The organism is Streptomyces sp. NPDC017225 (assembly GCF_044331465.1).
Lineage (GTDB): Bacteria > Actinomycetota > Actinomycetes > Streptomycetales > Streptomycetaceae > Streptomyces.
Genome location: NZ_JBIRNE010000013.1, coordinates 158,721 through 172,409 on the forward strand (window position 1 = coordinate 158,721; position 13,689 = coordinate 172,409).

Consider the following 13,689-nt stretch of genomic DNA (forward strand, 5'->3'; position numbering starts at 1 on the left):
CCGGCGACCACTGACAATCAGAGCGCCCGCCTGCGCTCGACGGCGCCTACCAGCTGGTCTTCCGGTACAGCTGCCACATCATCATGATCGACGAGGGGTCCATGGCCCGCTCCGCGCCCGAGATGTCCGTGCTGACGGCCACGTACTGCTTGCCCTGCCACACCGGCAGCAGCCGCGCGTCGTCCAGGAGGATCTGCTGCGCCCGCTCGAACTCCTTCTCCACGTTGGCGCGGTCGCTCTCCTGGCGCGAGCGGGGCAGCAGCTCGCCGGTGATCTCCGGTGCGAGGTAGGGCGTGCCGAGCGCGTTCTGCTCGCCGACGAAGGGCGCGATGAAGTTCTCCGCGTCCGGGAAGTCGGGGGACCAGCCGCGCCCGAACACCGGGTACTCGCCCTTCTGGTAGCCCTCGACGTACGTCTTCCAGGGTCGGCTCTCGAGGGTGACCGTGAACAGGCCGGAGGACTCGAGCTGGCGCTTGATCTCCTTGAACTCCCGCGCCGTCTCCGAGCCGTAGCGGTCGCTGGTGTACCAGAGGGTCAGCGGGACGGGCTCGGTGATGCCGGCGTCGGTGAGGATCTCGCGGGCCTTGGGGACGCTGGGGTCACCGTAGTCGTCGAAGAAGCCCGTGGTGTGGCCGGTCAGGCCCTTGGGGACCATCGAGTACAGCGGGTCGACGGTGTCCTGGTAGATCTTGTGGGCGATCGCCGCCCGGTCGATCACCTGGGCGACGGCCCGGCGCACCTCCCTGCGGCCCGCCCACGGGTCCTCGGGGTTGAAGACGAGGTAGCGGATCTCCGTACCGCTGCCCTCGACCAGCTGGAGGTCCTCCTCCTTGGCGGCCCCGCTCTGCAGCGTGATGACGTCGTCGGCCGCCAGACCCCGGTAGGTGACCTGGATCTCCCCTGCGCGCAGCGCCTTCACCATGCCGGCGGAGTCCTTGAAGTAGCGGATGGTCACCGCGTCGTTGTGGCGCTCGGCGAAGCCCTTGTAGCGGTCGTTGCGGACGAGTTCGGCCCGCTCGCCCTCCTCGTACGACCGGAGCGTGTACGGGCCCGAGCCGACGACCTCGCCGTCCTCGCGCAGGGCGTCCGCCGGGTAGCCGCCGGGTTCCACGATCGACATCGCGGGCGTGGCGAGCACGAACGGGAAGGTGGCGTCGGGCTTGTCGAGGTGGAAGACCACTTCGCGCTCGCTCGTCACCTGGACCCGTTCGAGGCTGCCCAGCAGACCGGCGGGGCCGCCGTTGACGTTGATGTCCTTGATGCGGTCGATCGAGTGCTTGACGGCCTGGGCGTCCAGCCGGTCCCCGTTGGAGAAGGTCAGGCCTTCCCGCAGCTCACAGCGGTACACCTGGTTCGTGGAGTCGGTGAACGAGCAGTTCTCGGCGGCATCGGGCTCGGGCGCGGTCGCGCCGTTGGGGTAGCTGAGCAGCGTCTGGTGGACGTTGCGGAACAGCTCCCACGAACCGTCCCAGGAGGCGGCCGGATCCAGCGTGCTGGGGGCGCTGGTCGTCCCCACGACGATCGGCCCCTCGTCCCGCGAACTGTCGGACGACAGAATGCCGCATCCGGTGGCCAGCGACGACATGGACACGATGGCCGCCACCCGCCGCAGGCCTCGGTTCCGGTTGAACACGCGCACGCTCCTCGATCCGCCGTACCAAGGGTCGGCAGACCATACCGCAGCGCCACGCCACCTGAACCCCCTTCTGAACAGGGGTTTTGATCAACTGGCCATGACTACGTTGTCATGGCCCCGGTCGTCTCGGAACGCGGACACGGGCGCCGTTCTCGTCGACGGCGCCCGTGTCCGGGACCGGTCCTGGGGTGGGGGCGGCAGCCGGGATCAGGCCACGCCGGCGTTCAGGAAGACGCCGCCGTCGACCACGAGCGTCTGACCGGTGACCCAGCCGGACTGCTCCGAGGTGAGGAACGCGGCGGCGCCCCCGATGTCGGAGGGCACGCCGAGCCGGCCCAGCGGGTAGCCCGCGGCGGCCTCCTCCTCGCGGCCCTCGTACAGGGCGGCGGCGAACTTGGTCTTCACGACGGCCGGGGCGATCGCGTTGACCCGCACCCCGGGCGCGAACTCGTGCGCCAGCTGCGCCGTGAGGTTGATCAGCGCGGCCTTGCTGACGCCGTAGGCGGCGATGAAGGGCGAGGGCGACAGGCCCGCGACGGAGGCGATGTTGACGATCGCGCCGCCGTTGTCCTTCTGCCAGGCGTGCCAGGTGCGCTGGGCGAAGCCGAGCGCCGAGACCACGTTGGTCTCGAAGACCTTGCGCGCGACGTTCAGGTCGAGGTCGGCGATCGGCCCGAACACCGGGTTGGTGCCGGCGTTGTTGACCAGGAAGTCGACGCGGCCGAAGGCCTCCATCGTGCGCTCGACGGCGACGGCCTGGTGGGCCTCGTCGTGCGCCTTGCCGGCGACGCCGATGACCCGGTCCGGGCCGAGCCTGCCGACGGCTTCCTTGAGGGCGTCCTCGCCCCGGCCGGTGATGCAGACGCGGTCACCGCGCGCGACGAGCGCCTCGGCGACGCCGTAGCCGATGCCGCGGCTGGCGCCCGTGACGAGGGCGACCTTGCCGGAGAGCTCGGGGAGTTCAGTCATGTCAGTGGTCCCTAGTCCCAGTGTCCCTAGTCTCCGCGTTCCCTAGTCGAGCGGTCCGCCGGCCACGTACAGCACCTGGCCGGAGACGAAGCCGGCCGCCTCGCCGGTGAAGAAGGCGATGGCGTTGGCGATGTCGTCGGGCTCGCCGACGCGCGCCACCGGGATCTGCGTGGCGGCGGCGGCCTTGAAGTCGTCGAAGCCCATGCCCACGCGGTCGGCGGTGGCCTTGGTCATCTCGGTCGCGATGAAGCCGGGGGCGACGGAGTTGGCGGTGACGCCGAACTTGCCGAGCTCCTTGGCGAGAGTCTTGGTGAAGCCCTGCATACCGGCCTTGGCGGCGGAGTAGTTGACCTGGCCGCGGTTGCCGAGCGCCGACGAGGAGGACAGGTTGACGATGCGGCCGAAGCCGGCGTCCACCATGTGCTTCTGGCAGGCCTTCGACATCAGGAAGGCGCCGCGCAGGTGCACGTTCATGACGGTGTCCCAGTCGGAGACGCTCATCTTGAACAGCAGGTTGTCGCGCAGCACCCCCGCGTTGTTGACGAGGATCACCGGCGCGCCCAGCTCCTCGGCGATCCGCGCGACGGCTGCCTCGACCTGCGACTCGTCGGAGACGTCGCAGCCGACCGCGATCGCCTTGCCGCCGGCCGCGGTGATCTTCTCGACGGTGTCCTTGCAGGCGGCCTCGTCGAGGTCGATGACGGCGACGGCACGGCCCTCGGCGGCCAGTCGTACGGCGGTGGCGGCGCCGATGCCGCGCGCGGCTCCGGTGACTACGGCGACCCGCTGCTCAGTGGTGGACATTGCTGCTTCTCCTCGTCCTGGGGATGCGGCCCGTGCGGAGTGTCGCGGTGCGCCCTGGGTGAGCGACCGCTTAGTACCTTCCGCAGACGTGACGCTAGAAGCCCTGGCACCCGGTGTCAACGGGACACCGCGCCGGTGTGATCCATTACCTGGGCTCCCGGGGGGCGGCACCGCGTCCGGCCAACCCGATCGGCCCAGCGCTGCGGGCCCTCGCGCCACCGGCGCCCTAGCGTCGAAGCGCGAGCCACTCGTGGCCGGAAAAGGAGGCGTCCATGCGCCGTCGTACCGGTGCCGCAGGCATAGCCGTCGCGATCGCCGCGATCGTGCCGCTGGCCCACCCCGCACACTCCCAGGGACCGGACTCCTGGGACCTCACCCACCACAAGGCGTCCCGGTCCGCCCTCGGCAGCGACCCGGTCGACCCGTTCGAACCGGACCCGTTCACCCCCGACGCCTTCGATCCGGACGCTCTCACCGGAGACCTGTCCGACGGGGATCGACCCGACGGAGGTCGACCCGACGGAAGCGGAGCCGACGAGGGCCGGCTCGAACAGGGCGCCCTCGACGCGGGCCGGCTCGACGAGTACCGGCCCGACGAGGGCGGAAACGACTCGGGAGGAAGCGACGAGGGCGGGATGGACGAGGGCGGGATGGACGAGGGCGGATACGACCCGGGCCGCCCCGAACAGGGCGGCGCCGGCCAGGACGCCGGCCAGGGCGGGACGGACCAGGGCCGTCGTGACGAGGACCGGCTCGACCAGGGCGGGATCGACGCCGCCGGGAAGGCGGACGGAGGCGCGGCCGGCGCGGCACCGCCGAGGCGGGCCTCGCTCCCGACCATCTCCGCGACCTCGCTGCCTCGTCCCACCCCGACCCCGCCGGCCCCGGCCACCACCACGCCGGTGCCCACCGCCTCTCCCACCGTCGCGCCGACGCTCGGCACGCAGGGCGGAGTCGGCGGTGCCTCGGGTACCGGGCCGAGCGGCCGGGACATCGGCCTCGGGCTGGGCTTCGTGACAAGCGCCGCGCTCGCGGGGGGCTACGCGATCAGGCGCCGCCGGCACATCTGAGGCAGGGCGCGCGAAGCACGGCTAGCGCACCAGCAGGTCGAGGAGCCGTTCGATCTCGGCTGCCGGGTCGGTCGTGAGGCCGGTGTGGACGGGGCCGGGCCGGACGATGGTGGAACGGGGAGCGATCAGCCAGCGGAAGCGGCGGCCGGGGTCGTCGCCGGCCGCCTGGCCCGCCGCGTCGCCGCCGGCGCACACACCCTCGACGGCACGCAGGGCGGCGCGCACGCCGGGCAGGTCCACCGCAGGGTCGAGGGCCAGCAGCCGGGTCTCGTCGAGGTGGGTGCGGGCCCCGACGTAGGACCTGCCCCGGCAGTACAGGAGCACGCCGGCGTTGACACGCTCCCCGCGTTCGACGCGGGGTACGACGCGCAGCAGCGCGTACTCGAAGACGTGGCGGTCGCTCACCGGTCCCCCTTGACGCGTTCGTGGATGGTCGCGGCCCGAGCGAGCAGGGGCCCGGCGTAGGCGCGTCGGAGGTCGTCGGGGGTGGCGAAGCCCGGTTCGTCCAGCAGCCAGACGTCGGGGATCTCGGCGGTGACCTCGGCGAGGAGGTCCTCGGTGACCAGGGGCGCGAGCGCGGCGGCGGCCGAGCGGACGTCCGGCGCGAAGCGCGCGAGGGCGTGGTCGGAGGTGTCGTACGGCCGGGCGGCGGAGGCCTCGGCGCCCGGCCAGTTGTGGTGCCAGATCATGGTCGCGCCGTGATCGATGAGCCACACCTCGCCGCGCCACCGCAGCAGGTTGGGGTTGCGCCAGGACCGGTCGACGTTGTTCACCAGCGCGTCGAACCAGACGACGCGCCCCGCCTCCTCGGCGCTCACCTCGAAGGCGAGCGGGTCGAAGCCGAGCGCGCCGGAGAGGAAGTCCATGCCGAGATTGGTGCCGCCGCTCGTCTTGAGCAGTTCCTGCACCTGTTGGTCGGGTTCGCCGAGACCGAGCACCGGATCGAGGCCGACCGTCACGAGACGCGGCACCCGGAAGCCCAGCCTGCGGGCGAGTTCCCCGCAGACCACCTCGGCGACGAGCGTCTTGCGGCCCTGCCCCGCGCCGGTGAACTTCAGGACGTACGTGCCGAGGTCGTCGGCCTCGACGAGTCCCGGCAGTGAGCCGCCCTCGCGCAAGGGCGTGATGAAACGGGTGGCGGTGACATCTCTCAGCATCCCTGAAGCCAGCCTGCCCCTCGGGCCTCGCGTACGAAGTGTGCATAGTAACCGACCGTGATCATCGGTGCGGTACGCGCCCGCCGCCCGCCCTGCCCGACGCCTCTTCGGCTGTCCCGCCCCGGGTCATTCCGTGGAGAACCGCAGATACGGGGCGACGCTGCGGAGTTTCTCGCAGGTCTCCTCGATCTCCCGTTCGGGGCTGGACTGGGCGGTGACCCCCGCGCCCGCCCGCAGCCACGCCTCGTCCTCCGTGCCGATGAGCGTGCGCAGGACGAGGGCGGCGTCCAGGGCGCCGCGCGTGCTCCCCCGGAACACCGCGCCGCCGTACAGGCCCCGTGGCCCTTCCTCGTGGCGGGCCAGGGTCTCGAGCGCGGCGCGTTTCGAGACCCCGGTGGCGGTTATCGCCGGGAAGAGGGAGGCGAAGGCGTCCCACGGTCCGGCGTCCGGGCGGAGCCGGCCCGTCACCCGTGAGGCAAGGTGCTGCACCGATCCTCGTGGGCGGACCGACATGTACTCCTCGACCACGACGGTGCCGGGGCGGCACACGGCGGCCATCTCGTCCCAGGCCAGGCGTACGGACACGGCGTGCTCGTGTATCTCCTTGGGGTCGCTGAGCAGTTCCGCGCGCCGGCGTTCGTTCTCCGCCGGGTCGGCGCCCAGGGCGCGGGTGCCCGCGAGCGGCTGTGTGCTGACCCGCCCGTCGTCCCCGACCTCGAGAACGGTCTCGGGGCTGAACCCGGCGGCCCGGTAGCCGCCGAGATCCAGCAGGTAGGAACGTGCCGGTGTGTTGGCCCGGCGACCCGCGAGGTACGTCGCGGGGAAGTCCGGGCGGGGTTCGGCGGGCAACGGGACCTTCCGGGAGACCACGGCCTTCTCCAGCAGCCCGGCGCGAATGTCCCCGACCGTGCGGGAGACCGCCTGGCCGTAGGCGGCGGTGCCCACGGAGATGACGCCCTCGGTCCTCTCCCGCGTCGGCTCCTCGCAGGAGGTCCGCCCGGGCGTGGGCTCCGCGAGCAGGTCGGTGACCTTGCGCGCCCATGCCTCGTCCACGGCGCGGACGACCGTCCGCTCGCCGGTGAGCGTCACCTCGACGGACGGGATCAGCGCGTGCAGCAGGGGCCGGTCTCCGGCCGCCTCGGGGTCCGCGTGAAGGAGGTGGGCGAGTTCGAAGGCGGCCCAGCCGTAGAAGCGGCGTCCTTCGTCGCTCTCTTCGCGCAGGGCGGACAGGGCGGTGGCGAACGCCGCCAGTGGCTCCTGGCCGGTGCGCGAGGTCCAGGTACGTCCGGCGGCCCGCGCGGTGATGCCGGTGGCGCCCGCGGTGACACTCGCGTCGGAGCCCGCCGCGAAGTGCCATGTTCCGCCTTCCCCCTCGTACACCACGTACTGGCCGGCCAGTCCCGCCTGTGCGAGGCGGGTGGCGGTGGCCGCCGGGTCGTGGCTGGGCTCCCGGGTGCCGGTGCGGGCGAGCGGTGGGACGGACCTCGCCCATGCCTCCCAGGTGCTGTGGGGTCCGGTGCTCATCGTGTCGTGCCTTCTCTCTGCCGCTGGGTCCGGGTCGAACGCCGATGCCGGGTGAGGAGTCATGACGGTGCCGTCTCCAGTCGCCAGCCGTGGGCCCGCGTCCGCCGTTCCCAGAAGGAGGCGTACGTGCCGTTCTTCGCCACCAGGTCGTCGTGCGTGCCCTGTTCGGTGATCTCGCCGTCCTCCAGGACGAGGATCCGGTCGGCGTTCACGACGGTGCTCAGCCGGTGCGCGACGACCAGGAGGGTCTTGCGGTCCGCCAACGTCCGCACGGCCTGTGCGAACAGCGCCTCGTTCTCCTGGTCGAGGGCGGCGGTGGCCTCGTCGAGGACGAGGATCGGGGCGTCCTTGAGGAGCGCGCGGGCGACGGACACGCGTTGCCGCTGGCCGCCGGACAGACGTGCGCCGCCCTCCCCCACCTTGGTGGCCCATCCCCCGGGCAGCTCCGCGATCACGCGGTCCAGCCCGGACAGGGCGGCGGCCTCGGCCAGTTCGCCGGGGCTCGCGCCGGGGGCGGCGATGCGGACGTTCTCCTCGATCGTGCCGTCGAAGAGGTACACGTCCTGGAAGACGAGGGAGACGTGGGCCGCGAGGTCGTCGGCGCCGATCTCGCGTACGTCGACGCCGCCGATGCGGACCGTGCCCTCGGTGGTGTCCCGGAACCGGGTGAGCAGTCCGGCGATCGTGGTCTTGCCCGCGCCGGAGGGCCCGACCAGGGCCGTCATGCTGCGCTCGGGCAGGCGGAAGGTCACGTCCTTCAGGACCGGACGTGCGCCCGCCCCCTGTGCCGGGCCGGCGTCGTAGCGGAAGCCGACGCCGGCGAACTCCACGCTCGCGTCGCGCGGTGTCTTCGGCTCGGCCGGCTGGGGGAACGGTGGTTCGTCGAGGACCGCGCCGAGGCGGTCCAGGGTGTTGCGGGCGATGCGCAGGCCGGCGCCGGCCTCGGCGGCGGACGACACACTGTCGATCAGGCGGACCAGGAGCACGAGAAGCGCCAGCAGGGTGGGCACGGTGAGCGATCCGTCGAGCTGCCAGGACACGCCCAGGGCGAGCAGCAGGGCGAACACGAGCCGGGTGGCGAACGAGAACGAGACCAGGCCGGGCAGCCCCCGGGCGATGAGCCGCCGGTCCGCGCGCGCCTCGGCCACCAGGGCGTCGTCCAGCGCTCCGTGTCCCTCGGCGGTCCGGCCGAACGCCCTCAGTACCGGCTGGTTGCGCGCGTACTCCAGGACCCGGTCCGCGGACTCGCCGATCGCGGCGTCACGGCCGAGGTCGAGCCGGCGCATCACGGCCGTACTCGCCCGCTGGACGGCGAACAGCACGGGCGCGCAGACCAGCAGCACCAGGGCGGTGCGGACGTCGAAGAAGAAGGTGGCGATCACCAGCGTCGCCGGGGTGAGCAGGGAGCTGATGAACGGGCGCAGCAGGTGGGCCGGTGTGCTCATCACCTGGATGACGTTCTGCCCGGCGAGCCTGCTGAACTCGGCTGCGCGGCCGGCGGTGAACCAGCCCAGCGGCAGGCGCAGTGCCTGGTCCGCCAGACGGCGGTGCAGGACCCGGGAGAGCTGGGAACCGACCGTGAACCCGCCGCTGATGGCCGCGCCCTGGAGCACGGCGTGCGCGAGCGCGCAGACGACGAACACCGTCAGCCAGGGCCACACGTCGTCGGGTTCCGGGCCGAGCAGGGTCCGCAGGACGGGCACCAGGAGGGCGAAGGCCACACCCTGCAGGACGGCCGCGCCGCACTGGAGGAGGAGCAGCCGGTTGAGCGGGCGGGAGCCTTCCGGTCCCAGGACCCGGTAGAGCTGACGGATCATCGTGCACTTCCCTCTCGGATGTCGTCCGCGCTGCCCTGGGCGTCCCACAGCGTGGCGTAACGGCCCCGGGCGGCCAGCAGGTCGTCGTGGCGGCCCTGTTCGGTGACGCGTCCGTCCTCCAGCACCACGATGTGGTCGGCGGAGCGGACGGTCGACAGCCGGTGGGCGATGACGAGCAGGGTGCGGCCGGCCGCGAGCGCGGACAGCGCGTCCTGGATCAGCGCCTCGGAGTGCGGGTCGGCGTACGCGGTCGCCTCGTCGAGTACGAGGACCGGGGCGTCGGCGAGCAGGGCTCTCGCGATGGAGAGGCGTTGTGCCTCGCCGCCGGAGAGCGTGACGGCCGTGCCCAGTCCGGTCGTGTAGCCGTCGGGCAGGGCCATGACGCGGTCGTGGATACGGGCGGCGCGGGCGCACCGCTCGACTTCCTCGTCGGTGGCCTCCGGACGGCCGAGGCGGATGTTGTCGGCGACGCTCGCCCGCAGCAGCCGTACGTCCTGGAGGACGAAGCCGACCCGGCGGTACAGCTCGGTCGCGGGGATGTCTCTCAGGTCGGCACCGCCGAGGGTCACCGTGCCGGCTGTGACGTCGTGGAAACGGGGCAGCAGCGACGCCAGGGTCGACTTGCCGGAGCCGGAGGGACCGACCAGCGCGGTGACCGTGCCGGGCGCGAGGTCGAGGTCGACGTCGCTGAGGACGTCGGTCCGCCCGTCGTAGGAGAAGGACACCCCGCGCAGGGAGACGTGGTGGCCGTCCGGCAGAACGGGGTCCGCGGGCTCGGGGAGCGTGGGGGCGTGGAGCAGCTCCGTGACGCGTACGGCGGCGGCCTGGCCGGCCCGGATCTGCTGGATGCGGGGTCCGACGACGCCCATGGGGGCGGCGACGGCGGGACCGAGCAGCAGGAAGGGGACGAGTTCGGCGCCGGTCATCCAGTCCTGGGTGACGAGCACCGTGCCCACCACGGTCAGCAGGAGCAGGACCACGGCCGGGGCGACCACCAGCACGGCGGCGGTGGATGTGACCAGGGTGGACCGGACCCAGCGGGAGAAGAAGTCGGCGAAGCCCTCGGTCGCGTCGACGAAGCGCTCGTGGGCCCTGCCTCCGCGCCCGAAGCTCTTGAAGACGGCGATGCCGGACGCGAACTCCACGGCGGCGGCGGAGATCCGCCCCAGCGCCGCGCCGAACTCGGCCATCTGCGCCGCCGCGCCCGCCATGGCCCGGCTGAACAGGAACACGCCGAGCGACAGGGGCACGACCGCGACCAGGGCGAGACGCCAGTCGACGGTGAACAGGTAGACCAGGGCAGGCACGGGCGCGGTGAGCACCGCGACGACGTCGAGCAGGGTGTGGGCGAACAGCGTGTGCAGCGCGCTCACGTCGTCCTGCACCGCCTGCTTGACCTCGCCGGTGCCCCGGTCGGTGAGCCGGCCGAGCGGCAGCCGCCCGATGTGCCGGGCGAGGCGGCGGCGGAGGGCGAGCTGGAGGTCGTTGTCGGCGACGTGGGCGAGGGCGCCGGCCGCCGTGCCGCACACCAGGGCGAGCAGCCCCGCCGCGCAGGCCAGCACGACCATCGGCCACAGGGCGTCACCGTCGGCAGGGTTCCCTCCGGTGAGACGGTCGGCGATCTCGGAGACGGCGATGAACGGCACCACTGAGGCGAGGGCCGCGACGGTCTGGAGGCCGACGGCGACGGCGAGTCGGCCCCGGACGGGTTCGGCCAGCGCGCGAAGCGGGCGCGGGGGTGCCGCGGTGCCCGCGCCGGGGGCCGCCGGGCCCTGGGTCACCGGGTCCGGGCCGGACTCGGGAGGCTGTGACTTCACTTGACGAGTACTCCGATTTCGGGGATGGGCCGGCCGCCCGCCTCGGTGACGCGGCGGCTGGTCATGCCTGCCTCGCGGGCCAGCCGGGCGACGTCGAAGGTGTGCCAGTCGTAGCTGTCGGCGACCTCGCGCACGGTGCGGCCGTCGCGCAGGACCTTCCAGGTCGTGGTGAACCGCATGGCGTCGCCCTCGATGGGTTCGCCGCCGATCCACCACTCGTACGTCTGGCGTCCGATGGTCTCCCTCAGGGACATCACCGGAGGGATGACGCGGGGCGAGGAGACGCCCATCAGCTCCACGACGATGGGCGCGCCGTCCGGCAGGCGGGCCGCGAGCCGCTTCCACAGCGCCACGCGTTCGGGGACGGTGAGATGACCGGCCACGCCGAAGACGACGACCGCGGAGAGCCGTTCGGGAAGGACGAGGTCCTGAGCGGCGCCGTCGGCCACCGTCACCCGGCGCCGCAGGTCCGGGTCGCGGGCGACCCGGGAGGTGAGCATGGCCCGCATGGTGGCCGACGGCTCGGCGGCGAGGATCTCCGCGTCGGGGAGTGCGGCGGCGATGACCTCGGTCACACGTCCGGTGCCCGCGCCGATCTCCAGGACGGGGCCGTGCGACACGTCCAGACCGGCGAGGACGCGGGACAGCGGGGGGCCGCTGCTGGCGGTGTGCCGGGTGGCGACCAGCTCGTAGAACTCGGCCGAGGTCGAGTAGTAGTCGATCACGATGGTCTCCAGGCGGGACGGATGCCGGCGGCGGACGTAACCGGCCGGGTGGGAGCGGCCGGGGGACGGGGGCTCACGGGGTGCTCGGCCAGGTGCGCCGGCCGTCCGTGGTCAGCGAGGGGTCCATCCTGCGCAGGACGGTGGCGACCACCTCACGGCGTCGCGGAGTGAGGTAGAAGTGGTCGCCGGGGAAGACGCGGACCTCGGTGCGGGCGGTGGTGAGGTCCGCCCAGCCGCCGGCCCGGGCGCGGCCGCGCTCCTCACCGAGCTCCGGGTCGGCGCCGCCGGTCAGCACGTGGATCGGACAGGACAGCGGCGGCCGTTCCTCGGGCCGGTGGGTCTCGATGATCCGGTAGTCGTGGCGCACGGCCCTGAGGATCAGGGAGCGCAGCCCGGGGTCGTCGAGGACCTCACGGCTGGTGCCGCCGAGGCGGCTCAGTTCCGCGCACAGGACGTCGTCGTCCTGGCGGTGCAGTTGTCCGGTCACCGCCTCCCCGGGGGCGGCGCGGCCCGACGCGAAGAGCCGGCGTGGGCCCGGGGCCTGGCGGCGGTCCAGTTCGTGGGCCAGTTCCCAGGCCACGGCGGAGCCCATGCTGTGCCCGAAGAGGGCGTACGGCCGGTCGAGCAGCGGCAGCACGGCGTCCGCCACCGCGGTCACCAGCTCGCCCATGCCGGCGCTCTCCGGGTCGTCGAAGCGGTCCTCGCGGCCCGGGTACTGGATGCCGACGAGTGCGACCTCGGGGGGCATCAGCGCCGCCCAGGGCCGGTAGAAGCCCGCGCTGCCGCCGGCGTGCGGCAGGCAGATCAGCGTGAGCCGGGCGGCGGGGCCCTCGTTCCACGACCTGACCCACGGGCTGTCGGCACGCGCGGCGCGGGCGGAGGCGGTCGGCGGGAGGGAGGCGGTCACCAGGTCACCATCAGTTCCTCGAGGCCGAAGGTGGCCGAGTCGTGCTTGACGACGACCTGGTCCCGGTCCCCGGCCAGGCGCAGGGTGGGGAGGCGGCGGATCAGCGTTTCCAGGGCGACCTCCAGTTCCAGCCGCGCCAGGTGCTGTCCGACGCACTGGTGCACGCCGTAGCCGAACGCGACGTGGTGGTTGTCCGTGCGGTGGAAGTCGACCCGCTCGGGGTCGTCGAACTGCTCGGGGTCGTGGTTGGCCCCGGCGAGGAGGGCGATGACACCGTCGTCGGCGGGGACGGTGCGGCCGGACAGCTCGATGTCCTCGGCGGCGACGCGCAGCGGGATGGAGTCGGCGACGGACAGGACGCGCAGGAGTTCGTCGACGGCCGCGGGCATCAGGGAGGGGTTGTGGCGCAGTTCCTCCAGCAACGCCGGCCGGTCCAGGAGGAGCAGGGTGCTCAGGGCGATCATGCTGGTGGTGGTCTCACGGCCGGCGTTGACCGTGATGCCGAGCGTGGACAGCAGCTGGTCCATCGTCACGCCGCCGGGGACCAGGTGCTCGGTGACGAGCTTGGAGATCAGGTCGTCGCGGGGTTCCTCCCGCCGCTCGGCGATCAGCTCGGCGAGCAGTCCGAAGAGGCCGCCGAGAGCCTCGGAGACCTGTTCCGCGGTGCTGTCGCGGGAACCGGAGATCCTGGTGACGTCCCGGAAGAACTCCAGGTCGTGCCGCGGGATGCCGAGCAGTTCGCAGATCACCGACGTGGAGACGGCGTTGGCGTACACGGTCACGAAGTCCACCGGACCGCCGGCGTCCAGCATGCCGTCCAGGATCTCGTCCACCCGTGCCTGTACGGCGGGCCGCATCGCGCGGACCCGGCGCACCGTGAACGCCGGCAGGAGCATCCGCCGGTAACGGGTGTGCTCGGGCGCGTCGGTGCGGATGAACGGACGGAACCTGGCCCCGGCCTCCTGCTCGCCCTCTCCGAGAGCGGGAAAGTCGGGGCGGCGGATGTCGGCGCTGACGCGCGGGTCGGAGAGCAGTTCGCGCACGTCGTCGTAGCGGGTCACCACCCAGGCCTCCCGCTTGGTCGGCAGGGTGACGCGGGCGACCGGGTCGTCGGTACGCATGGCGGCGTACTCCGCGGGTGCGGTGAAGGGGCAGCCGCGCCGGACCGGGAAGTCACGGGGCGGGGCGGCCAGGGTCGGGGCGGCGTCGACGGCGGTCTCGTCGGGGGTGCCGGACGCCGTCGGGGGTGCGGGGTTCGTCATG

12 protein-coding genes are annotated in these 13,689 nt (G+C 72.8%); 1 reads left to right on the forward strand and 11 read right to left on the reverse strand.

The window, feature by feature from the left end:
- Window positions 1-46 precede the first annotated feature (46 nt).
- The 3 genes from ACH4NX_RS26575 to fabG form a co-directional block, all read right to left on the reverse strand.
- Window positions 47-1,633: an ABC transporter substrate-binding protein gene (locus ACH4NX_RS26575; protein ID WP_351395210.1), complete on the reverse strand. Its 1,587-nt coding sequence runs from the start codon at window positions 1,631-1,633 to the stop codon at window positions 47-49.
- A gap of 210 nt (window positions 1,634-1,843) precedes the next feature.
- Window positions 1,844-2,605: an SDR family oxidoreductase gene (locus tag ACH4NX_RS26580; protein WP_398128947.1), complete on the reverse strand. Its 762-nt coding sequence runs from the start codon at window positions 2,603-2,605 to the stop codon at window positions 1,844-1,846.
- Between the two features lie 42 nt (window positions 2,606-2,647).
- Complete coding sequence (gene fabG / locus ACH4NX_RS26585) at window positions 2,648-3,409, reverse strand: 3-oxoacyl-ACP reductase FabG (protein WP_351395215.1); 762 nt, start codon at window positions 3,407-3,409, stop codon at window positions 2,648-2,650.
- 272 nt (window positions 3,410-3,681) lie between these two features.
- Between fabG and ACH4NX_RS26590 the strand changes: the two genes are divergently transcribed.
- Entirely contained in the window at window positions 3,682-4,479 is a 798-nt protein-coding gene (locus tag ACH4NX_RS26590) for a hypothetical protein (protein ID WP_398128948.1), read from the forward strand.
- A 21-nt stretch (window positions 4,480-4,500) separates the two neighbouring features.
- On the opposite strand, the gene ACH4NX_RS26595 is transcribed toward ACH4NX_RS26590, so the two are convergent.
- The 8 genes from ACH4NX_RS26595 to ACH4NX_RS26630 all read right to left on the reverse strand — a co-directional run bounded on the left by ACH4NX_RS26595 (window position 4,501) and on the right by ACH4NX_RS26630 (window position 13,688).
- On the reverse strand, window positions 4,501-4,884 hold the full coding sequence (locus ACH4NX_RS26595; protein ID WP_351395221.1) for a DUF3037 domain-containing protein: 384 nt from the start codon (window positions 4,882-4,884) through the stop codon (window positions 4,501-4,503).
- A complete protein-coding gene (locus ACH4NX_RS26600; protein ID WP_398128949.1) occupies window positions 4,881-5,636 on the reverse strand; it encodes a HipA family kinase in 756 nt (251 codons plus the stop codon). The genes ACH4NX_RS26595 and ACH4NX_RS26600 overlap by 4 nt, the downstream gene beginning before the upstream one ends.
- A gap of 126 nt (window positions 5,637-5,762) precedes the next feature.
- On the reverse strand, window positions 5,763-7,160 hold the full coding sequence (locus ACH4NX_RS26605) for a salicylate synthase (RefSeq protein WP_398128950.1): 1,398 nt from the start codon (window positions 7,158-7,160) through the stop codon (window positions 5,763-5,765).
- 59 nt (window positions 7,161-7,219) lie between these two features.
- Window positions 7,220-8,977: an ABC transporter ATP-binding protein gene (locus ACH4NX_RS26610; RefSeq protein ID WP_398128951.1), complete on the reverse strand. Its 1,758-nt coding sequence runs from the start codon at window positions 8,975-8,977 to the stop codon at window positions 7,220-7,222.
- Entirely contained in the window at window positions 8,974-10,794 is a 1,821-nt protein-coding gene (locus tag ACH4NX_RS26615; RefSeq protein WP_351395232.1) for an ABC transporter ATP-binding protein, read from the reverse strand. The genes ACH4NX_RS26610 and ACH4NX_RS26615 overlap by 4 nt, the downstream gene beginning before the upstream one ends.
- Window positions 10,791-11,519 carry a class I SAM-dependent methyltransferase gene (locus ACH4NX_RS26620; protein WP_398128952.1) on the reverse strand — a complete coding sequence of 243 codons (729 nt, stop codon included), beginning with the start codon at window positions 11,517-11,519 and terminating at the stop codon, window positions 10,791-10,793. The genes ACH4NX_RS26615 and ACH4NX_RS26620 overlap by 4 nt, the downstream gene beginning before the upstream one ends.
- Before the next feature lie 73 nt (window positions 11,520-11,592).
- Window positions 11,593-12,426: a thioesterase II family protein gene (locus ACH4NX_RS26625; RefSeq protein ID WP_398128953.1), complete on the reverse strand. Its 834-nt coding sequence runs from the start codon at window positions 12,424-12,426 to the stop codon at window positions 11,593-11,595.
- Window positions 12,423-13,688, reverse strand: a complete 1,266-nt coding sequence (locus ACH4NX_RS26630; RefSeq protein ID WP_398128954.1) for a cytochrome P450 — start codon at window positions 13,686-13,688, stop codon at window positions 12,423-12,425. Before ACH4NX_RS26630 ends, ACH4NX_RS26625 begins: the two co-directional genes overlap by 4 nt.
- Window position 13,689 lies beyond the last annotated feature (1 nt).

What these genes read in the sequence shown, in the direction of transcription:
- ACH4NX_RS26580 (WP_398128947.1), bottom strand. Translation starts at nt 2,605, where the DNA reads ATGACTGAACTCCCCGAGCTCTCCGGCAAGGTCGCCCTCGTCACGGGC.
- ACH4NX_RS26590 (WP_398128948.1), top strand. Translation starts at nt 3,682, where the DNA reads ATGCGCCGTCGTACCGGTGCCGCAGGCATAGCCGTCGCGATCGCCGCG.
- ACH4NX_RS26630 (WP_398128954.1), bottom strand. Translation starts at nt 13,688, where the DNA reads ATGACGAACCCCGCACCCCCGACGGCGTCCGGCACCCCCGACGAGACC.
- ACH4NX_RS26605 (WP_398128950.1), bottom strand. Translation starts at nt 7,160, where the DNA reads ATGAGCACCGGACCCCACAGCACCTGGGAGGCATGGGCGAGGTCCGTC.
- ACH4NX_RS26600 (WP_398128949.1), bottom strand. Translation starts at nt 5,636, where the DNA reads ATGCTGAGAGATGTCACCGCCACCCGTTTCATCACGCCCTTGCGCGAG.
- ACH4NX_RS26610 (WP_398128951.1), bottom strand. Translation starts at nt 8,977, where the DNA reads ATGATCCGTCAGCTCTACCGGGTCCTGGGACCGGAAGGCTCCCGCCCG.
- fabG (WP_351395215.1), bottom strand. Translation starts at nt 3,409, where the DNA reads ATGTCCACCACTGAGCAGCGGGTCGCCGTAGTCACCGGAGCCGCGCGC.